This window comes from Flavobacterium artemisiae (assembly GCF_042678225.1).
Taxonomy (GTDB): Bacteria; Bacteroidota; Bacteroidia; order Flavobacteriales; family Flavobacteriaceae; genus Flavobacterium; species Flavobacterium artemisiae.
Map to the genome: position 1 here is coordinate 485671 of NZ_JBHUDZ010000012.1, position 22048 is coordinate 507718.

The 22048-nt window shown below is 32.1% G+C and carries 19 protein-coding genes; 12 read left to right on the top strand and 7 right to left on the bottom strand.

Annotation, left to right across the window (positions count from 1 at the left end):
- Positions 1–18: 18 nt before the first annotated feature.
- From lptC to ACFSC2_RS12845, 5 genes are all read left to right on the top strand, one after another.
- On the top strand, positions 19–579 hold the full coding sequence (gene lptC / locus ACFSC2_RS12825) for an LPS export ABC transporter periplasmic protein LptC (RefSeq protein WP_379815035.1): 561 nt from the start codon (positions 19–21) through the stop codon (positions 577–579).
- A 5-nt stretch (positions 580–584) separates the two neighbouring features.
- On the top strand, positions 585–779 hold the full coding sequence (locus tag ACFSC2_RS12830; protein WP_379815034.1) for a hypothetical protein: 195 nt from the start codon (positions 585–587) through the stop codon (positions 777–779).
- Between the two features lie 3 nt (positions 780–782).
- Positions 783–2039, top strand: coding sequence for a hemolysin family protein (locus tag ACFSC2_RS12835; protein WP_379815033.1), 1257 nt, complete (start codon positions 783–785; stop codon positions 2037–2039).
- Positions 2040–2146: 107 nt separating this feature from the next.
- Positions 2147–4246: a peptidylprolyl isomerase gene (locus tag ACFSC2_RS12840; RefSeq protein ID WP_379815032.1), complete on the top strand. Its 2100-nt coding sequence runs from the start codon at positions 2147–2149 to the stop codon at positions 4244–4246.
- A 264-nt stretch (positions 4247–4510) separates the two neighbouring features.
- Positions 4511–4957, top strand: coding sequence for a hypothetical protein (locus tag ACFSC2_RS12845; protein WP_379815031.1), 447 nt, complete (start codon positions 4511–4513; stop codon positions 4955–4957).
- 20 nt (positions 4958–4977) lie between these two features.
- Here the strand turns inward: ACFSC2_RS12845 and ACFSC2_RS12850 are convergent, their stop codons facing one another.
- Together ACFSC2_RS12850 and ACFSC2_RS12855 are read right to left on the bottom strand one after the other, a co-directional pair.
- The gene (locus ACFSC2_RS12850) at positions 4978–5886 is read right to left on the bottom strand and encodes a GYDIA family GHMP kinase (protein ID WP_379815030.1); all 909 of its coding nucleotides are present in this window, start codon (positions 5884–5886) and stop codon (positions 4978–4980) included.
- A gap of 111 nt (positions 5887–5997) precedes the next feature.
- Positions 5998–7311, bottom strand: coding sequence for a hydroxymethylglutaryl-CoA reductase, degradative (locus ACFSC2_RS12855; RefSeq protein ID WP_379815029.1), 1314 nt, complete (start codon positions 7309–7311; stop codon positions 5998–6000).
- Positions 7312–7491: 180 nt separating this feature from the next.
- Here ACFSC2_RS12855 and ACFSC2_RS12860 point away from each other — a divergent pair, with 180 nt between their 5' ends.
- The 6 genes from ACFSC2_RS12860 (at position 7492) to ACFSC2_RS12885 (ending at position 14759) form a co-directional block, all read left to right on the top strand.
- Positions 7492–9663, top strand: coding sequence for a S9 family peptidase (locus ACFSC2_RS12860; protein WP_379815027.1), 2172 nt, complete (start codon positions 7492–7494; stop codon positions 9661–9663).
- A gap of 35 nt (positions 9664–9698) precedes the next feature.
- Positions 9699–11375 (top strand): peptide MFS transporter, encoded by a 1677-nt coding sequence (locus ACFSC2_RS12865; RefSeq protein WP_379815025.1) that lies wholly within the window; start codon positions 9699–9701, stop codon positions 11373–11375.
- A 1-nt stretch (position 11376) separates the two neighbouring features.
- Complete coding sequence (locus tag ACFSC2_RS12870; RefSeq protein ID WP_379815024.1) at positions 11377–12861, top strand: peptide MFS transporter; 1485 nt, start codon at positions 11377–11379, stop codon at positions 12859–12861.
- Positions 12862–12908: 47 nt separating this feature from the next.
- Positions 12909–13379, top strand: a complete 471-nt coding sequence (locus ACFSC2_RS12875) for a thioredoxin family protein (protein WP_379815023.1) — start codon at positions 12909–12911, stop codon at positions 13377–13379.
- 216 nt (positions 13380–13595) lie between these two features.
- The gene (locus ACFSC2_RS12880; RefSeq protein WP_379815022.1) at positions 13596–14048 is read left to right on the top strand and encodes a thioredoxin family protein; all 453 of its coding nucleotides are present in this window, start codon (positions 13596–13598) and stop codon (positions 14046–14048) included.
- 261 nt (positions 14049–14309) lie between these two features.
- Positions 14310–14759, top strand: coding sequence for a thioredoxin family protein (locus tag ACFSC2_RS12885; RefSeq protein ID WP_379815021.1), 450 nt, complete (start codon positions 14310–14312; stop codon positions 14757–14759).
- A gap of 3 nt (positions 14760–14762) precedes the next feature.
- Here ACFSC2_RS12885 and ACFSC2_RS12890 read toward each other — a convergent pair whose 3' ends face one another.
- The 5 genes from ACFSC2_RS12890 to surE all read right to left on the bottom strand — a co-directional run bounded on the left by ACFSC2_RS12890 (position 14763) and on the right by surE (position 19567).
- Entirely contained in the window at positions 14763–16793 is a 2031-nt protein-coding gene (locus tag ACFSC2_RS12890) for a ComEC/Rec2 family competence protein (RefSeq protein ID WP_379815019.1), read from the bottom strand.
- A gap of 56 nt (positions 16794–16849) precedes the next feature.
- On the bottom strand, positions 16850–17335 hold the full coding sequence (locus tag ACFSC2_RS12895) for a C40 family peptidase (protein WP_379815018.1): 486 nt from the start codon (positions 17333–17335) through the stop codon (positions 16850–16852).
- Between the two features lie 7 nt (positions 17336–17342).
- Positions 17343–18461: a lipid-A-disaccharide synthase gene (gene lpxB, locus ACFSC2_RS12900; RefSeq protein ID WP_379815017.1), complete on the bottom strand. Its 1119-nt coding sequence runs from the start codon at positions 18459–18461 to the stop codon at positions 17343–17345.
- Between the two features lie 61 nt (positions 18462–18522).
- Positions 18523–18795: a hypothetical protein gene (locus tag ACFSC2_RS12905; RefSeq protein WP_379815016.1), complete on the bottom strand. Its 273-nt coding sequence runs from the start codon at positions 18793–18795 to the stop codon at positions 18523–18525.
- Positions 18788–19567 carry a 5'/3'-nucleotidase SurE gene (gene surE / locus ACFSC2_RS12910; protein ID WP_379815015.1) on the bottom strand — a complete coding sequence of 260 codons (780 nt, stop codon included), beginning with the start codon at positions 19565–19567 and terminating at the stop codon, positions 18788–18790. The genes ACFSC2_RS12905 and surE overlap by 8 nt, the downstream gene beginning before the upstream one ends.
- Positions 19568–19780: 213 nt before the next feature.
- Between surE and ACFSC2_RS12915 the strand changes: the two genes are divergently transcribed.
- The gene (locus ACFSC2_RS12915) at positions 19781–21964 is read left to right on the top strand and encodes a carboxy terminal-processing peptidase (protein WP_379815014.1); all 2184 of its coding nucleotides are present in this window, start codon (positions 19781–19783) and stop codon (positions 21962–21964) included.
- The last annotated feature ends 84 nt before the right edge of the window (positions 21965–22048 follow it).

The following is a 22048-nucleotide window of genomic DNA, read 5'->3' on the forward strand; positions in this document are numbered from 1 at the left end:
ATTTACTACTTTTGGCAGATGAATTTACCAAAAAGATATAGTATTCTATTTGTCACGGTTATAGCCGTGACAATGTTTTTTGGCTGCGAGAGTAATTTTAAAGAAGTTCAAAAAATTAACTTCTCAGAATTTGTACCTGCCAGTGATGCCGATACGGTAAATATAAAGTATACCGATTCTGGTCGTATTTCGACTGTTTTGATAAGTCCTAAAATGCTCGATTATTCGAATTTAGATTTTCCATTTACCGAATTTCCAAAAGGTGTAGATGTTACTTTGTATGATAAAAAACAAAAACGTACTTTTATAACAGGAAACTATGCTGTTTCGTATAAGAATACAGGAATCATTGATTTGATTGGAAAAGTTAGAATTGCTTCTGAAGCAGGACAGGTTTTGGAGACAGAACAGCTTTATTTTGATCAGAAAAATGAATGGTTTTATACCGAAAGAAAATTTAAGTTAACGGATGCAAAAGGAGTTTCTTTTGGTCAGGGAATTGATTTTAGTAAAGATTTTAAAGTGATTAATTCACAGCGAATAAGCGGTGAAATTGAATCAGACGAAGGTTTAGAATAAAAAATATGGGATATTTAAAATACACACAATACATTTACATTGCTTTTGCAGTTTACTTTATTTACGACGGTTTTACAAAGTTGAATGAAGAAAACGATACCGCAGCTTTAAGTTTTATTATCGCAGGTATGGCAATATTTATGTTTTTCTTTAGGAGAAGATTTGTCAAGAAATTTGAAGACAAAAACAAAAAACAGTAAAAAATGGAAATTAGTATTATAATAATATGTTTAATACTAGCAGCCTTTTTTTCGGGAATGGAAATAGCCTTTATTTCCTCAAATAAAATTTACCTCGGAATAGAAAAAAGACAAGATACTTTTTTGTCGCGCATTCTGGCAAAACTTACCGAGAATCCTTCCAAATTTATCGCAGCTATGCTCATTGGTAATAATGTGGCATTGGTCATTTATGGCTTTTTTATGGGCGATGTAATACTAAGATGGATTACGAATCTAGGTTTTGTTTTTTCAGATTGGATCAGTTTGCTTGTTCAGACTTTGGTAGCTGCTTTTATTGTTTTATTAACGGCTGAGTTTTTTCCTAAAGTCTTTTTTCAAATCTATGCTAATTCATTAATCAAGATTTTTGCCGTTCCCGCCTACTTATTTTATCGCCTATTCTATTATATATCATCCTTTTTTATCTGGATTGCCGATTTTGTTTTGAGAAAATTTTTCAAAACAGCTGGAGATCAGATTCAGTTGTTTAGTAAGGTAGAGTTAGGGAACTACATTAACGAACAATTAAGTGATGTTGAGGAAGACGAAGAAGTAGATTCTGAAATTCAGATCTTTCAAAATGCATTAGAATTTTCGGGTGTAAAAGCGCGCGATATTATGACGCCTCGCACAGAAATTGTAGATATCGATCTTTTTGATTCTGTTGATGATCTAAAAGCATTATTTATAGAAACAGGATATTCGAAAATTATTATTAGTCAAAATTCTTTAGACGATATCGTTGGATACGTGCATTCATTTGATTTGTTTAAAAAGCCAAGCACAATCAAATCAGTTTTGATGACGGTTGAGAATGTTCCAGAAACAATTTTAATTAAAGATGTTCTGAGTCTGCTGATAAAAAAACGAAAAAATGTCGCAGTTGTTCTTGATGAATACGGAGGGACTTCTGGAATACTTACGATTGAAGATATTGTAGAAGAGCTTTTTGGAGAAATTGAAGATGAACACGATTTGGATGAAGAATTAATCGAACAAGAATTAGAAGAAGGCAAGTATTTGTTTTCTACACGTTTAGATGTGGAATATCTAAATGAAACCTATAAATTGATGATTCCAGAAGAAGATGCGTACGGCACTTTAGGAGGTTTTATTGTGTATCATACCAAAGAAATTCCGCAGAAAGGAGATAAAATTGTAATAGATAAATATCATTTTGTCATCAAAGAAGCTTCAAATAAGAAGATTGAACTAGTGAAATTGACAGTTAAAGAATGATTTTTTAAATTAATGAAAAAAAATGTCGAAAATAAAACGCTAGTTGTATTGTTATTAACTAGATAATTGTATTTTCGCAAACTGAATATAAAATTAATAACAATAAAATGGCAGTTTTAGCAAAAATTAGACAGCGTTCCGCTTTATTGATTGGAGTTATTGCACTTGCATTATTTGCATTTATAATACAAGATCTTATCGGTAAAGGAACATTTAGTCAAAGTTCAAAAGATGTAGGAAGCATCGATGGAAAAGATATTTCATTTGAAGACTTTAGAATTAAAGTTAGTAATGTTGAAAAAAGTGGTCAAGGAATTACTTCCACTGAAGCTGCAAACCGAGTTTGGGATCAAGAGGTTTCAATCGCATTGTTGTCAACACAATTCGAAAAATTAGGATTAAGAGTAGGTGAAAAACACCTTATCGAAGTTTTAAAAGCAGATCCAAATATTGGTAAAAACCCTATGTTTTTAAACGCAGCGGGAATTTTTGATATTGTAAAATTCAAAGATTACTTTAAAGCAAATCCAGAAGCAGCACAATTTATTGCTGAAAAAGAAAAAGATGCTGAGTTAAACGCAAAATTTCAAATCTATAATACTTTAATCAAATCTGGACTTTATACTACAGCAAGCGAAGGAAAGTTGAAATATGAAATGGAGTCAAACAAAGTAAACTTTGCTTATGCTGCAGCTTTATATTCTTCTATAAAAGACAGTGAAGTAAAAATTTCTGATTCAGAAATTGTTGACTACATGAAGAAAAACGAGAAAAAATTCAAAGCAGACGAAACTCGTGAAATTCAGTATGTTTTAGTAGAAGACAAACCATCAAAACAAGATGAAGCTGAAATCAAAGCTAAATTAACAGCTTTATTAAGTGCTAGATCAGAATATAACGAAAAAACAGGTAAAACAGATACTTTGCCAGGTTTTAGAAGCGCAACAAACGTTGCAGAATTCGTAAACTCAAATTCTGATGTTCCTTACGATTCTACTTATGTTCCTAAAAATGCTTTACCAGCTGTAGATGCTGACAAATTATTCAGCTTGCCAGCAGGTGCTATTTACGGACCATACGTTTACGGAAGATATTATGCAATCTCTAAATCTTTAGGATTTAAAGCTGGTGTAAATGCAAAAGCAAGTCATATCTTAATTGGTTATGAAGGATCTCAAACTCCAAATCCAAAAGAGAAAAGAACTAAAGAAGAAGCAAAAGCAAAAGCGGAAGAAGTTTTAGCTCAAGTACAAGCTAATCCAGATAGTTTCATGATGCTTGCTTTTACAAGTTCAGATGATTCATCTGCACAGCAAGGTGGAGATTTAGGATATTTTGGTCCTAACCAAATGGTAAAACCATTCAATGATTTTGTATTCAGCAACGGTATTGGTAAAGTTGGTTTAGTAGAAACTCCTTTTGGTTTCCACATTATTAAAATTACAGACAAACAAGACGGAATTCGTTTAGCTACAATCGCTCAAAAAATTGAGCCTTCTGAAGCTACATCAGATAAAGTATTTACATTGGCTACTAAATTTGAAATGGAAGCTGGTAAAAAAGATTTTAACGCTGCTGCAAAAGAGTTAGGTTTAAAACCTTCTGCTCCTGTAACTGCAAAAGCTATGGATGAAGCGTTTGGTCCTCTTGGAAACCAACGTAACATTGTAAGATGGGCTTTTGATAAAGAAACAAATACAGGTGATGTTAAGCGTTTTGAATTGGCTAATATCGGACACGTTATTGCACAATACAAAGGTGAAAACAAATCAGGTTTGGTTTCTGTAACTATGGCAAGACCTTACGTAGAATCTATCTTGAAAAATAAGAAAAAAGCGGAATTATTAAAAGCAAAAATGACTGGCTCAACTATCGAAGCAATTGCTAAGAGTGCTGGTGTTGCTGTACAACAAGCTACTGATGTAACTTTAGACAATCCAGTTTTACCTGGAGGTGTTGGACAAGAGCCAAAAGTTGTTGGAAATGCATTTGCTTTAGCAGCTAATAAAGTTTCTGCTCCAATTGAAGGAAATACTGGGGTTTATGTTGTAAAAAACATCAAAACAGTAAAAGCGCCTGCAATTGCAAATCATGCAGCTTATGTTGAAAAAGTAAAAGCACAAAGTGCATCTGATGCTAACAGAGTATTGCCAGCTTTGAAAAACAATGCTAAAATTGAAGATAACAGACTACAATTCAACTACTAGAATTTAGTTATTTCGCAATAATTTAAAACCCGAACATTAGATGTTTCGGGTTTTGTTTTTTAATGCAAATTGTAAAATTATATTTTTGTAATAAAAACGGGTTAATTTTCTTATATAGATATAATCGAAATTTAATTTAAAAAATTTGGGATATTCAAATTATTACAGTTAATTTGTCCGATTTTTCATTTAACATACTTTTTCGTTATAAAATAAAATCAGTTCATAAAAAACCAAAAAATTACTTTAATAATCAGACATTTAATGTTTTTTACTTTTAAATTTTTTAAGAAAAAGCCAAGAGTATATACCAAAATTGAGAGTCATATTTATGGTATTATAATTGAACTTTTGAAAGTGAGCAGTACCGACATCAATGTAGATGAATTGGGAGGAAAATATTATTTAAGTAATGAAGAGCAGCACTTTAAAGTTACCATCTTAAGTAACGATTATGTTATTAGATTAACGAATACTCGTGATTCTGTAGCAGAAAAATATGATAAAGTTTTTGTTGAAGATGTTTTAAGAGCGGTAAAAGAAGAGAAACACCGCCGTATGGAATTGGTGTATGATTCTATTACAAACAGTATTGAAAAAATGGCCGAACGCCTGCATAATAGACTAATAGAGTCTAACGAACAAGAAAGCCAGAACGTTCGCCGTTTGGAAACAAAACAAAATGTAAAAAATAAAAAAGTAAACTTTTAATACTTTTTTAATCTTATTTTTTACAAAATCATTTCTTCATAAGTTAGAATTGTTTCATATCCTTTTTTAAGAAAATAGTCTTTCGGATTTTCTTTAGAAACAACCATTACAAAATCGCCGCCCCAAGCGCCAAGGCTTTTTATTACACCATTGAAATCTGAAAAAAGAGCTTCTTTAATAGTCTGCATTTCAAGAATATTACTCAAATGGATTTCGTGTTTTTGAACCGCAACAGCAAACTCTTTTAAGGTCTTTGCATGAAGAATTTCATGAGTGATTTTGTTATTCTCTAATACGCTGTGCGCTAAGTTATGGTTCTTGTTATTGTTATAAGCGTAAATTGCCGATTTGCTGTTTTGTTTTTTATTTAGATAAACAAAATAGATATGCTCTTTAAAATCAGGATTAAATTCAACTTGTTGTACAAAATTATCTTTGATGCGATATATAACCGGCGTATTGTTTTGAGCGCAGGCAATGTCATAGCCGCTTCCTCCAAAACTATTTTTTAATAAAGTAAAAGCGTTAATTTCTGCCCATTGAGCAATATTATTTATAAGAGTAGAAGAGGTGCCTAATCCCCAATTTCTTGGAAAAGACAATTCTGTACTTACGCTAAAACCTTTGGCATTATCAATAAATTTAGGATTTAAAACATAAGCTTCATGAAGAATGTCGATTAATGTCGACTTTACAGTCTCCACTTTTATTTCTGGACGATTTATGATTTCATCAAACGAAATTTTTTCCTCAAACCATAAATGCTGATCAAAGTCGTAACTTTTCCATTCGATTTCTTTGGTGTCTTTTTCTTCAATAATTAAATTTTGTCCAAATTTTGTAGGTAACGCAAAAGCATCAGCTCCATCTAATACTAAATATTCCCCAGCGATAAATAATTTTCCGTTACTATAAAAGGTTGTTGACATACTTTGTCCTTATAATTATATAGATTCCAATATCCAAATCTAAATTCCAAATTTCAATTTTGGGATTTGGTATTTATTCAAAAACTTTAAATATTGGATTTTTTAAATTCGTTATTTTCTTAAACTTTCAATGAATTCTACTACAGCGCTATGAGAGACAGCTGTTTTTTTGAAATGTACTTTTATCAAATGACGCTCTTCGTCTGTAGCTTCAAATTGATTGATGATATTATTAAGATGCATTTTCATGTGTCCTTCTTGGATTCCTGTTGTCGTTAAAGAACGTAAAGCAGCAAAATTTTGTGCCAAACCAGCCACGGCCACAACTTCCATTAATTCTTTTGCAGATGGTTTCTCTAATATTTCAAGACAAAACTTTACTAAAGGATGAAGTGAAGTAAGACCGCCGACAGTTCCTAATGCAAGCGGAATTTCAAGCCAGAATGTAAAAATTCCGTCTTCTATTTTCGCGTGTGATAAACTGGCGTATTGACCATTTTTAGAAGCATATGCGTGTACACCAGCTTCTACAGCTCTAAAATCATTTCCTGTGGCAAGAATTACGGCATCAACGCCATTCATGATTCCTTTATTGTGTGTAACAGCTCTAAAAGGTTCTACTTCTGCAATTTGAACTGCCTGAAGAAAACGTTCAGCAAAGTCTTGAGGATTTGTGATATGTTTTTCAGCCAATTCTTCAATCGGACAAGAAACTTCGGCGCGAACAAGACAATTTGGGACGTAATTAGATAAAATACTCATAATCACCTCTAGTTTTTCACCTTCAGCAAGTAAGTTTTCGTTTTGTACTTCTTCTTTTAAAGTAGCTGCAAATTGTTCAAGGCACGAATTAATAAAATTAGCGCCCATGCTGTCTTTGGTTTCAAAAGTGGCATGAAGCTGATAATAGTTTTCTAAAAGGCTTCTTTTGTCCTTAAGTTTTATATCTAAAATACCGCCGCCACGTTGTTGCATGTTTTTGGTAATAGACTGTGTTTCTGAAAAGAATTTTGGTTTTATTTTATCGAAAAAGGAATGTAATTTTTCGGCATCACCGCTGAAGGTAAAATGAACTTGTCCTATTTTTTCGGTATCAATGATAGTAGTTTTGAACCCGCCTCTTGAAGACCAGTATTTTGCCGCTTTAGACGCTGCAGCAACAACAGAACTTTCTTCAATAGCCATTGGAATGGTTTTGTATTTTCCGTTGATTAAAAAATTAGGTGCAATTCCAAGCGGAATGTATAAATTGGTAATCGTATTTTCGATGAATTCATCATGCAGCTGCTGAAGCTTTTCGTCTGAATTCCAGTAATTTCTTATAATCGAAAGTGCTTCTTCGGGATTTGAAAAGTAGGTTTCTGCAATCCAGTTTATTTTCTCTTTTTTGGATAATTTCGAAAATCCAGCAACGGCGTTGTTCATTCTCAATATTTTAAATAATAATGTTGCGGCAAATATACCATTTTAAGAGTTTTGTTTGCAACGTATTTCAAACATCAAAATACGCAATCGTTATTTTTTTTAACATTTAACACTTAAAATGTGTATTATGTTTATTTTTTTTACTAAAATTGGACTCTTTTTATATTTAAAATAATTATAATGAATACAAGTAAAATTACTCTAGTTCTTTTATTCTTGATTACAACCGCTTTTGGACAACAAAAGATCACTATCGAGAGCATTTATGGTGGTGCTTTTCGAGCTCAGGGTATGGACGAACTGCAATCGTTAAAAAATACAGATCAATATACTGTATTAAATGTAGATCAGGAAGGTAGAAGCATGCAGATTGGACTTTATGATTTTGCTACTTTAAAAAAAGTTACAAATTTAATTGATACGAAAGACTATAAAGAACTTTCGAACGGAATTGACAGCTATACTTTTGATGCTTCAGAGAAAAAGATTTTAATTGCTTGTAATTCAAATCAGATTTTCCGTCACTCTTTTACAGCAGATTATTTTTTATATGATATTGCTTCTAAAAAACTAACACAACTTGTTGATTTTCAAATTCAAGAACCTACTTTTTCTCCAGACGGAACCAAAATTGCTTACGCAAGAGAAAATAATTTATACGTTTACGATATTGCTTCAAAAAATTCGACAGCCGTTACTAATGACGGAAAGAAAAATGCGGTTATAAATGGTATTACTGACTGGGTTTACGAAGAAGAATTTGCATTTGTTCGTGCTTTTGACTGGAGTAAAGACAGTAAAAAACTGGCTTATATTCGTTTTGACGAAAGTCAGGTTCCAGAATTTTCAATGTCAATTTTCCAAAAAGATTTATATCCTAAAATTGAGACATTTAAATATCCTAAAGCGGGAGAAAAAAATTCAGAAGTTTCGCTTCACATTTATGATGTATCAGCAAATGCCACGAAGAAAGTAAATCTTGCAAATTATAATGATTTTTATATCGCAAGATTACAATGGACAAACGATGCAAATGTGTTGTCTGCTCAGGTTTTAAATCGTCACCAAGATAATCTTGATATATTATTTGTTGATGGAACAACAGCTGAAGCAAAAGTTGTTTTGAATGAAAAAGACAAAGCTTATGTTGATGTAACAGATAATTTAACTTTTTTAAAAGATAATAGTTTTATCTGGACTAGCGAAAAAGATGGTTTTAATCATATATATGTATATGATAAAACAGGAAAACTTAAAAATCAGGTTACAAAAGGAAACTGGGAAATAACTTCATACTACGGTTTTGACGAAAAAACAAAAACTATTTTCTACCAATCTACAGAAAATGGTTCTATCGTAAGAGATATCTACAGAATTGGTTTAGACGGGAAAAATAAATTACGTTTAACTCAAAAAACAGGAACAAATACGGCGACTTTCAGTCCTAATTTCAAATATTTTATTAATACATTTTCAAGTGCTTCTCAGCCTACAGTTTATACTTTAAACGAAGCTAAGGGAGGGAAAGAAGTTAAAGTGATTGAAGATAATAAGGCACTTGCTGATAAGTTAAAAGGTTATAATCTGCCTTCAAAAGAATTCTTTGTTTTAAAAACGGCAAAAGGAAACGAATTGAATGCTTGGATTATGAAGCCTAAAGATTTTGATCCTTCAAAAAAATATCCTGTATTTATGTATCAATATTCTGGTCCAGGATCGCAGCAAGTTGCAAATACATGGAATACTTCTAACGATTATTGGTTCTCTATGTTAACGCAGCAAGGTTATATTGTAGCTTGTGTTGACGGTAGAGGAACTGGTTTTAAAGGTGCTGATTTCAAAAAAGTAACACAATTACAGTTGGGGAAATATGAAGTAGAAGACCAGATTGATGCTGCAAAAGTAATTGGTTCTTATCCGTACGTTGATGCTTCAAGAATTGGAATCTGGGGTTGGAGTTATGGAGGTTTTATGGCTTCAAACTGTATTTTCCAAGGAAACGATGTGTTTAAAATGGCAATTGCTGTTGCTCCGGTAACGAACTGGCGTTTTTATGACAGCGTTTACACTGAAAGATACATGCAGACACCACAAGAAAATGCAAGCGGATACGATCAAAACTCTCCAATTAATCACGTTGAAAAATTGAAAGGGAAGTTTTTATTAATTCACGGAAGCGGTGACGATAATGTACATGTACAGAACTCTATGCAGATGATGGAAGCTTTAATTCAGGCAAATAAACAATTTGATTCTCAAATTTATCCAGATAAAAACCACGGTATTTATGGTGGTGCAACCAGAATTCAGCTATATAATAAAATGACTAATTTTATTAAGGAAAACTTATAATCTAAAAACTTAATCTATAATTAAATAACAAAAATATGGGAGAAACTCAAGTAAAAACTGCGCATCCAAAAGGGCTTTGGGTATTGTTTGGAACGGAGATGTGGGAGAGGTTCAATTTTTATGGAATGCGGGCACTGTTGACTTTATTCTTAGTGAATTCTTTACTAATGAAAGAAGAAGAGGCTTCGTTAATTTATGGTGGTTTTCTTGGGCTTTGTTATTTGACCCCAATGCTTGGTGGTTTTATTGCCGATCGTTATTTAGGAAATAGAAATTGTATTCTTTTAGGAGGTTTATTAATGGCAATTGGTCAATTGCTTTTGTTTACAAGTGGTAGTGTTTTTGAAGGAAATATTTCTTTTGCAAAAACAATTATGTACTGCGGTCTAGGAGCGATTGTTTTTGGTAACGGATTCTTTAAACCAAACATTTCTAGTATGGTTGGAAGTTTGTATCCAAAACAAGAAAAAACAAAATTAGATACAGCGTTTACAATTTTCTATATGGGTATTAATATTGGTGCTTTCTTAGGGCAGTCAATTTGTCCATTATTAGGAGATGTAAGAGATTCAGGAGGAATTAGAGATATTCATGCTTTTAGATGGGGATTCTTAGCTGCAGCGGTAGCGATGCTTTTAGGAACAATTTTGTTTTATTTCTTAAAAAATAAATATGTGGTTTCTCCAGAAGGAAGACCATTAGGAGGATTACCTTCTAAAAATGTTGCAGAAGACTTTGAAGAAGGAGAAGCACAAAAAGCTAATTTCTCTAGCAAAGCTCTTGCTTTAGCAGGTGTTGCGTTTCTAGCTTTAGGAGCGATTATCCATTATGTTTTTGGACAAAATTTAATTTATACTTTAATTTATTCAAGTGGTTTATCTTTAGCAGGATTAATTATTTCTGATAAATCGTTGACAAAAGTAGAACGTGATAGAATTTTTGTAATCTATATCGTTTCTTTCTTTATTATCTTTTTCTGGGCGGCGTTTGAGCAAGCTGGATCTTCTTTGACTTTTATTGCAGATAACCAAACAGACAGACATTTCTTTGGTTGGGAGATGCCGCCATCTATGGTGCAGATTTTTAACGGATTATTTGTTGTGGCACTTGCAGTTCCTTTCAGTATGTTGTGGGATTATTTAAGAGCTAGAGATAAAGAGCCAATTTCACCTGTAAAATTAGCAGCAGGATTAGTTATCATTACAATAAGCTTTTTTATGATAGCAAACCAAGTTTCTGAATTAGGAACTTCAGGGTTGTTATTGGTTAAATGGTTAATCTTATTATACTTTTTAAATACTTGTGCAGAGTTATGTTTGTCTCCAATCGGATTGTCATTGGTAGGTAAACTTTCACCAAAACGTTTTGCATCTTTATTATACGGAGTGTTTTTCTTATCAAATGCATCTGGATATGCTTTAGGAGGAACTTTAGGATCTATACTTCCTGCAACAGGTGATAAATTTGCAAAAGCAAAAGATTTAGGAATCGATCTTCAAGCAGTTTTAGATAAAAAAATTACGTTGACTGCTGAGCAGTTATCTCTTTTAGAACATAATCAAATTAGTGCTCAAAACCCAATTTTTGCTGGTTTTGAAATCCATAACTTATACGAATTCTTTATGGTATTTGTTGTGTTAACAGGTATTGCGGCAATTGTATTGTTTGCATTGACTCCATTATTGAAGAAAATGATGCACGGTGTTAGATAAAATGGAAAAAGAGATTACATTAGAACAAATTCAAAATTTTGAAGGCAAGTACCCTAAGCAATTGTGGTACTTGTTTTTAGTTGAAATGTGGGAGCGTTTTTGCTTCTACGGAATGAGAGGTGTTTTAGCATTCTTTATGGTAGACCAGCTTGGTTTATTAGAAGGAAAGGCAAACCTGCAATATGGGGCTATTCAGGCCTTTGTTTATGCTTTTACTTTTATCGGCGGTATATTCGCAGATAAAATTTTAGGATTTAAAAAATCGCTTCTTTTCGGAGGTATAATAATGATCTTAGGGAATTTGCTTATTGCGGTTTCTCCAAGCGATTTCTTTTATTATGGAATTACGCTTTCGATAATTGGAACAGGCTTTTTTAAGCCAAACGTTTCTTCAATGGTTGGTGAATTATATCATGAAAGCGATGGAAGAAGAGACGCAGGTTATGGGCTTTTTTACGCAGGAATTAATATCGGAGGGATGCTAGGTGGCGCAATTCCGATTTATTTAGGTAAAAATTATTCATGGAGTCTTTGTTTTCTTTCGTCGGCTGTTGTGATGATTATTGGGGTGGTAACATTTCTTTTAACTAAAAAATATTTGGCGCCAATTGGAAATTCTCCTTTAGAAAATCAACCGGCAAAAAAAAGAATTACATCAGAAATTGCAGTTTATGCAGGTTCTATTATAGTTATACCGTTGGTATATATTATGGTAATTAATTCTGATTTTACAGATTATTTCATGTATACTATTGGTGCGGTTGCAGTTGGTTACTTTTTATTCGAACTTTTTAGAATTGAGGATAGAAAGCAACAGTATAAACTAGCAGCTGCCTTTATTTTTATTTTTGGCTACTTTATGTTTATGGCCATTTCAGAGCAATCTGGAGGGTCGTTGTCATTATTTGCAAAAGACAATTTAACAAACAACTTATTGTTTTTTAATATTGATCCAAACGTGGTAAATAATAGTATAAATTCATTGTACGTTATTATTTTCAGTCCGCTAGTAGGTATATTGTGGATTATGATGGGGAAAAAGAAAATTGAACCTAATACAGTAATCAAATTTGGTTTCTCATTTATTTTATTAGCCATAGGGTTCTTTATTTTTTACAGTGCCAGATTCTTTGTTAATCCAGAAGGATTAAGTTCTTTAAATGTTTTTGCATTGGGATATCTAGTTTATACACTTGGGGAATTATGTATTGGTCCTATCGGAATGTCGGTAATTACTAAATTATCGCCTAAAAGATTATTTGGAATGATGATGGGATTGTGGTTTCTTTCAAGCGCATTCGGACAATTAGCAGCAGGTAAATTAGGCTCTGAAATGTCTAATGCTAATACAGGAACAACTTTGATGTCTAAACTTATCGCTTACACAGATGGTTATTACCAATTAGCTGTATATTCTTTAATTGCAGGTGTAGTTTTAATCGTTGCTACTCCAATCATCAAAAAATTAATGCAAGAAGTTAAATAATGTATTTGCAATCTGTTTTTGTTTAAATTTGTCGAAAATTACTCATTATGAAAAAACTAGTACTTATTGCTTTATTTTTAATTAGTGCATCTACAACAGTAAGTGCACAAGATTTAAAATGGTATACAGATGTCAGAGAAGCGATTACTGTAAGTAATAAAGAACAAAAACCAATGTTGATGTTTTTTACAGGCAGTGATTGGTGCGGATGGTGTATTCGTTTGCAGAATGAAGTTTTGAAAACGGACGAATTTAAAAAATGGGCTGCGACTAATGTAATTTTAGTTGAATTAGATTATCCGAGAGCTGTGCCACAGACTCCAGAAATAAAAAGTCAGAACAACGAATTGCAGCAAGCTTTCGGAATTCAAGGTTTTCCAACTGTGTACTTTACTAGTGCTGAAACAAAAGACGGCAGAGTAAATTTTAAAGGATTAGGCAAGACGGGTTATGTTGCAGGTGGGCCAAGCGCTTGGCTGTCTGTTGCAGAAGGAATTGTGCATCCTAAGAAATCGTAAAAACTTACATTTTAATATGGAAACTCCTTACTTTTAGTAAGGAGTTTTTTTTGTTTGGTAAGAAAAGTCTTTTATTTGGTTTTGATTAATTTGATTATTTGATATTTTAAAGCGGATAAAAAAACACATAATGTATTTTTTATGCCAATAAAAATTGGATAATTAAAATATAATGTTAATTTCGTTACGCTAATCTAACCAAAAACCAAATTTAGTATGACTAAAAAATTACTTATCCTACTGTTCTTTTTAGGTTCATTTTTTATGCAGGCACAAACTTTAGCATGGAGAACCAGCATGACCGATGCTATTGCAATAAGCAATGAAGAAAGAAAACCTATGTTGATTTTATTTACTGGAGCTGGAGTTTCAGATAATCTTCAAAATGAAATTTTTAAAACCCCTGATTTTGCCGTTTGGTCGAGAGATAACGTTGTTCTGGTAAAACTTGACCTGTCGGATTCTTCTGCTTCTGACGGAGATAGAGAGCAAAATCTTAAACTAAAAAATGCTTTTGGGGTTCAAGATCTTCCAGAAGTTTGTTTTGCACTGGCAACTGTTAGAAAAAATAAAACTACGTTTAGTGCACTTGGAAAAATTGCATATAAACCAGGTGGTGCAAAAGCTTGGATCGCCGAATCAAATTTGATTTTGCATCCTGTGGAATAAAAACAAAATGCGGTATAGCTTTTAAGACATTCTAAATCTCTTCTCGACATTCGAGAAGGGATTTCTTTTTAATTAATCGTTTTTATGAACGAGAATATGATTTTTTAAGGTCGATATTTTTTTCATATTAATAAAAATTTAGCAAATTATTGGAGAATTCTGTTTTATGCAACGAATGTTAAATTTTTATTAAAAAAATTTGTGATTTGATGATAATTTTGTCTTATTTTAGGCGAGTTAACTTAAATAAATCCAGATCGTATGACCCAAAAATTACTTATCCTACTGTTTTTTTTAAGTTCTTTTTTTACAAATGCACAAAATTTGGTTTGGAAAACTGATATGAATGATGCGATTGTGATGTGTATGGAACAAAAAAAACCACTATTAATCTATTTTACTGGTGCTGGTGCACCTCAGAAAATGCAAACCGAAATCTTCGCAACTCCAGATTTTGCTGTTTGGTCTCGTGATAATGTTATATTAGTAAAATTAGATTTATCTGATCCGAATGTTTCAAACGCTGTTATGGAACAAAATGTAAGTTTAAAAAATGCATTTGGAGTTGATGAACTTCCACAAGTTTGTTTCGCTATAGCTAGTGTTAGAAAAGGAAAAACTACTTTCAACAAGATAGGTTTAATGCCTTATAGACCAGGCGGGCCTAAAGGTTGGATCAAAGATTCAACATTGCTTTTAAGTCCAGAATAATTATTAAAATTTATAATATCCCTTCTCTGTCGTAGCATGAAAAGGGATATTTTTTTTAGAGCAGCTTTTCTTCCAAAGTGCTATAACGCCATAAGAATTAGAAGCGTCCGCGATTATTGTTTTAGGTTTTATTTTTTCTAATATTCTGTCAAGATTTAATTTTGGAGATTGCGTTAAAAGCAAGACATCCGGCTGACATCTTGAAGGAATAAAACCCGTGCTGTCAACGATTAATATTTTCTGATTTTTGAAATAAAGTGTGTTCTCTAATTTTTTTATTTTTTGAGAACCTATATAGTTTTCAATTAAATACGAACTCAGAATGTTTTGTTGTTTCTGATTTTTAATTGTATCACGAGTTAAAAAAGTAATATTCGATCCGACACGATCGGTTAAAAGTGTATTTTTTTTGACGTTATAAACAATCAATTCTTCTTCGCTTTGTGTTTTTTCTTTTGTTATTATAAAAGCCGTCTGCGTAAAAATAATGCTCACTAGAATAAAAATCAATTTTAGATAACTTCTTTTCTTGCAATAAATTATTATTGAAAAAGTCAAAAGATAAAAGGTAATGAGATAATAAAAATTGAAACTGATATTTTTGATTACAAACGATTCGATAGACGCGATTATATGAATGGTATAATTTAAAAGGAAAACACTTTTTTGAAATATTAGAATTATAAAATCTGGCGGAATAGTAAATACGGCTATTATCATTACAATTATTCCTGCGATCATAATGAATGATAAAATAGGAAGAATGACAATATTAGTTACAAAGAAAAGACTTGGAAATTGGTGAAAGTAATATAAACACAACGGAAATGTTCCTATTTGGGCAGCAAAAGACACTGTTAAAGCATCCCAAATGTAAATGGTCATTTTATGTTTTGGATTCCATAATTTTTTTAAAAGCGGCTGCAGCCAAAGAATAAAAAAGAGCGCAATATAACTTAATTGAAATCCGACATCAAATAAAAAATAAGGTTGAAAAAGCAAAATCAATAAAATAGAAACCAAAAGGGTGTGATAAATATTTCCGTTTCGGCGGAGATGATTACCGCAAGCTAAAAAAGAAAACATTACCACAGAACGTAATACGGAAGGTGATAAACCAGAAATAACGGCAAAGATTCCCAAAGCGGCCAAAATTGCAGTTAGTTTAATCAAAGAGCCTTTCTTGTTGTTCGGAATCGGTTTTAAAATAAAAGTAATAAAAAGCATAATAAAGCCGACATGAAGTCCAGAAACAGACAATACATGTGTTGCTCCAGAGTATTGATAATCTTGTATGATGTCGGCTGCTATTTCTTGCTGTTGCCCGAGAATAAGGGCTAAAGCAACATTCATTTCGTCTTTGCTGAAAGAGGCTTTTTCGAGATGTCGAACTATTCTGCTGTGTAGTTTTCCAGTGTAAAACCAAATATCTTTCTCGATAGTTGAAGAGACAAAAATTTCTGATTGATGACAGTAAATTTGAGCATAAATCTGTTTGCCCGAGAGGTATTTAGCATAATCAAATTGGTTCGGATTTTTATTGGGGCTATTGTGCTGTAAAGTTGTTTTTACTTTGATAACGTTACCTATTATTAAAGAATTTTTGGCGTTCTCTTTTTGTACATTCAAAATAACTCTTCCTGAATATGTTTGGTTATTTATAGTGTTTATCAGAGCAATGTAACGATCACTGTAATCATTACCCTTTAATTTTTCTCGTATCGTTAAAGTGATTTCATTAGTATTTGTAAATGCACTTTCTAAATTAGTATAATTTGTTTTATGTAGTTTTTCGGTATGAAATAAAAGAGTTATAATTCCAACAGAAAAAGAAATCAGGTAGACAGAAATTCCAAAATAGACAGCCAATTTTTTATTACTGCGATTTAGTAAAAAGACAGTCAATAAAAACAAACTGCTTAAAACAAGCAGAGAAACTGCGATTTTTATCGAAAAGCTTTGATAATAAGATAAAATGATGCCGGTTATAAAGCCAGTTGTAACTTTAGCCAACGGAAAATCTAATACTTTCATTTGCTAAAAGTATTAAATAATTGTAAGAAAATAACTATTTTTTTTTATGAAAAGAATTATTGCACGATTCTATTTATTTGTGCAAAAGATTTTTCGTAGTAAGGTTCTTTTGTCGAAGAAATAATAACACCTTTTGATGTTGAAGAATGTACAAACTTTATTTCGTTTGAATTAACTTCAGTTATAAGTCCAACGTGATTAATTTGTTTGCTTTTATTTGTTTTAAAAAAGATTAAATCGCCTTTTTGCGCATCCTTAAAAGATATAATGGTACCAATTTTTGCTTGGTCGAAAGAACTTCGTGGTAAAATTATACTTTCTGATTGAAAACTAGTAAACACAAGTCCCGAACAGTCAAAACCGTTTCTTGTTGTGCCTCCGGCTTTATATTTTACACCAATATTATCTGTCGCGTTTTTGATCAAATTATTGACAACAGATTTGTTCTCTTTTTTAGATTCTTTATTGCTTACGGTACTAGAAGTTGACTTACAAGAGGCAAATAGAAGCGTTAAAAGAAAAAATATTAGTGCTTTTTTCAAAATATAATTAATTCGATTTTAGATCTGCAGTAATCAGTTTTGCAGTTTTTTTACTAGCTCCAACACCGCCTAGTTTTTCTTCTAGAATGTCATAATTTTTTAGAAGTTTGGCGCGATGTTCGGGTTCTAATAATTTATATAACTCTTCTTTAATTCTTTTAGTATTGCAATCGCTTTGAATTAATTCGGTTACAACTTCTTGATCCATTATTAAATTTACCAGCGAAATATATTTTAAGGTAATGATACGTTTGGCAATTTGATACGAAATAGCGCTTCCTTTATAGCAGACAACTTCTGGTACTTTAAATAGAGCAGTTTCCAGTGTTGCCGTTCCGGAAGTTACTAATGCAGCAGTAGAAGAACGTAACAAGTCGTAAGTTTTGTTCGAAACAAATTTAATGTTTTTGTTACTGATAAATTGCTGATAAAATTCAAATTCCTGACTTGGTGCGCCGGCGATTACAAATTCATAATCTTTAAAATCGTCTACAACGCTTAACATTACACTCAGCATTTTTGTAATTTCTTGTTTACGACTTCCTGGTAAAACGGCAATAATTGGTTTTTCACCAAGTTTGTTTTCTTTTCTAAATAATTCTTCATCAAAAGCAGGTTGATTTTGTATTGCATCAATAAGCGGATGCCCGACAAAATCTACTGGAAAATGATGTTTGTCTTCGTAAAAGCCTTTTTCAAAAGGAAGAATCACAAACATTTTATCGACATCGTGTTTGATGGCAGTAATACGATTCTCTTTCCAAGCCCAGATTTGAGGAGAAATATAATAATGTGTTTTATACTTTAATGCCTTTGCCCATTTAGCAATTCGCATATTAAAACCAGGATAATCTATAAAAACAATAACATCAGGTTTGAACTGCGAAATGTCTTTTTTGCAGATTTTGATATTATTAAGGATTGTTTTTAAGTTGAAAATAACTTCAACAAAACCCATAAAGGCCAGATCGCGGTAGTGTTTTACTAGAGTTCCTCCAGCTTTCTGCATCAAATCTCCTCCCCAGAATCTAATTTCTGCTTGAGGATCTTCTTCGTATAAAGCTTTCATTAAGTTTGACCCGTGTAAATCTCCAGAGGCTTCGCCGGCAATTATGTAGTATTTCATAAAGTTTTTCGAAAAACGCCATTAGTAATATTGGCGATAGTTTGTAGTTACAAAGATAGAATTAAAAAAACAAAGTCGAAATGGCTAAAACAATTACTGCCAAAACAACACCTCGAGCCATCATTTCTTTGTTTCGATTTAAAAGAAGCAGAAAAACGGCTAAATCTAAAGTAGTGCCGATAGTGATAATTTTTCCCAAGTAACCATGTTCTTTAATGATTTGAATTCCAGAGGAAATATCAAATTTTGTAAAAAAGGTAATGAATAAATAACTTCCGAGTAGAGAAGTGAAAATTCCGATTAGGAATCCAGTAATAAAATCTTTATTAATCATTTAATTTCCAAGTGTTAAGTTGCTGCATGGTGTGATGAGCGGTTAAGTCAAATTGAACCGGAACTACAGAAATATATCCATTTTCAAGAGCCCATTCGTCGGTGTCTTCGCCTTGATCTTCATTGACAAATTTTCCGGCAAGCCAGTAATAATCTTTTCCAAAAGGAGTTTGCCTTTTGTCGAACTTTTGGGCGTAGTAAGCTTTCGCTTGACGACAAACTTTAATTCCTTTTATTTCCTTTTCTTTTAATCTTGGGAAATTGACATTTAAAACAACGCCTGAAGGTAGTTTATTGGCTAGGGTTTCTAAAGCAATTTTTTTGACAAAAGATTTAATTGGTTCAAAATCGGCATTCCAATCAAAATCTAGAAGAGAAAAACCAATTGCCTGAATGCCTTCAATTCCAGCTTCAACTGCAGCACTCATTGTTCCAGAATAAATGACATTAATCGAAGAATTTGATCCGTGATTTATTCCAGAAACGCATAAATCTGGTTTACGTTTTAAGATTTCGTTTACTGCCAGTTTTACGCAGTCAACAGGAGTTCCAGAGCAGCTATATTCTTCGATTGCGTCGCCTTCTTTGGATATTTTATCTAAAAATAGAGTATTATTTATTGTGATGGCGTGTCCCATTGCGCTCTGGGGTTTGTCAGGAGCAACAACAATTACGTCTCCAATAGTTTCCATGACGCTTATTAGAGTTCGTATTCCAGGTGCTAAAATTCCGTCGTCATTGGTTACTAATATTAATGGTCTTTCAGCTTTCATTTTAAAGGTATTATGTGTAATTTTAACAATTGTAAGATTTTAAAAACAAAAATGCGACATATTCTTTATGATATGTTACAAATATTATAAAATTTGTCAACTAAGGTAAAGAACTTTTTTGCGAATTAAACATTTTTATATCTTTAACAAAAAATTATCGTGACGTTAGCTCTCGTGGCATAGTTTTTAACGTAATTTAGATAAAAAATTTTGATGAATGCTATTATTAAGTTTATGAAAAGAAATTATAAGATACTTATAGCCGTATTGTGCCTGTCGCTGACATTGTTTGCTTTTAAAATGAATGCAGATAGAACAGTAGATCCGGATCCGAATAGAGATAAGACACTTTTAGAATTGTTAGCATTTGTTATTGAAAAGGGACATTACAGCCCTGCAGAAATAAACGATGAATTTTCTAAAGGTATTTTTAAGGATTATATAGAAGCGTTAGATCCGTCAAAAAGATTCTTTCTGCAGTCTGATATAGATGAGTTTAAACAGTATGAATTAATGCTGGATGATCAATTTTTGAATAAAGATATTACCTTTTTTAATCTTACTTATACCAGATTAATGAAGCGTATGGAAGAAAGTAAAAAACGTTACAAAACGATTTTAGCACAGCCTTTTAACTATACCGTAGATGAGACTTTTAATGCGGATTATGAGCACATTCCGTATGCGAAAAATTTACCAGAGATCAATGAAAGATGGAGAAAACAAATCAAATTGTCTACTCTTTCTTCTCTTGTTACAAAACAAAAAATTGAGGAAGAAAAGAAGAAAAAAGATCCTTCATACAAAGAAAAATCTTTTGAAGCTTTAGAGAAAGAAACTCGCGAAAGTTCTTTAAAATCATTAGATGATAACTTTAGTGTAATTAAAGATTTGAATAGAGAATATTGGTTTTCTGTGTATTTAAACTCTATTATGACTCGTTTTGATCCTCATACAAGCTATTTTGCACCAGAAGAAAAAGATCGTTTTGATGTAAATATTAGTGGAAAATTAGAAGGTATTGGAGCTCGTTTAACAAAGAAAAACGACTTTACTGCAATTGATGAATTGATTTCTGGAGGTCCAGCTTGGAAAGGAAAACAATTAGAAGCAGGAGATTTAATCTTAAAAGTAGCTCAAGGAAATGAAGAGCCGGTTGATGTTGTAGGAATGCGTCTGGATGATGTTGTAAAGAAAATTAAAGGGCACAAAGGAACTGAAGTAAAACTTACAGTTAAAAAAGTAGATGGTTCTATTAAAGTAATTTCAATCATTAGAGATGTTGTTGAAATTGAAGAAACATATGCAAAATCTAGTATTGTTGAGAAAAATGGTTTAAAATACGGAGTAATTTATCTTCCTAAATTTTATATCGATTTTGAAAATAAAGACGGACGTGATGCAGGAAAAGATATTGCTCGCGAAGTAGAAAGATTGAAAAAAGAAAACATCAACGGAATTGTTTTAGATGTTCGTGATGATGGTGGAGGATCTCTTTCTACAGTTGTTGATATTGCTGGTTTGTTTATTGAAGAAGGACCAATTGTTCAGGTTAAATCGGCTGGAAAAAAGAAAGAAGTTTTATACGATAAAGATAAAAAAATCGAATGGGATGGACCGTTGGTAATTATGGTAAACAGTTTCTCTGCTTCGGCTTCTGAAATTTTGGCTGCAGCTATTCAAGATTACAAACGTGGTGTTATCATTGGTAGTAAACAAACTTATGGTAAAGGTACAGTTCAAAATGTATTAGACTTAAACCAATTTGTACGTAATGCAAACTACGGAGATCTTGGAGCATTAAAAATTACAGGGCAAAAATTCTATAGAATCAATGGTGGTTCAACCCAATTAGAAGGTGTACATAGTGATGTTGTAATGCCGGATCGTTACGCTTACTTAAAAATGGGAGAGCGCGATATCGATAACGCAATGCCTTGGGATAAAATTGATCCAGCTGACTACAGCACTTGGAATTCTAATGAAAACTTTACTAAAGCAATTATGAATAGTAAAAATAGAATTTCACAAAATGCTCAGTTCAAATTGATTGACGACAATGCAAAATGGATTGATGTTAAAAATAAAGAAAACACATACAGCTTAAATATCCAAAGTTTTAAAGCAACGCAAGAGCAGGTAGAAAATGAAGGAAAGAAATATAAACCAATTTCGGATTATAAAAACAGCCTTATTTTCAAGTCCTTGCCTTATGAAGAAGCTGAAATGAGTGCTGACGCAACTTTAAAAGAAAAAAGAGAAGCATGGCACCAAGCATTGTCTAAAGATGTTTATGTAGAAGAAGCTTTAAATGTATTGGATGATTTGCAAACTAAAAGCTTAGTAAAAAATACCGTTTCTCCTAAAATGAAAAAGGATAAACTTGTGAAGTCTTAAATTCTGTAGAATTTAATTTGTTTAAATAACGCTCTGTAAATTTCGATTTATGGAGCGTTTTTTTGTATGTTTAATTCTTGTAAA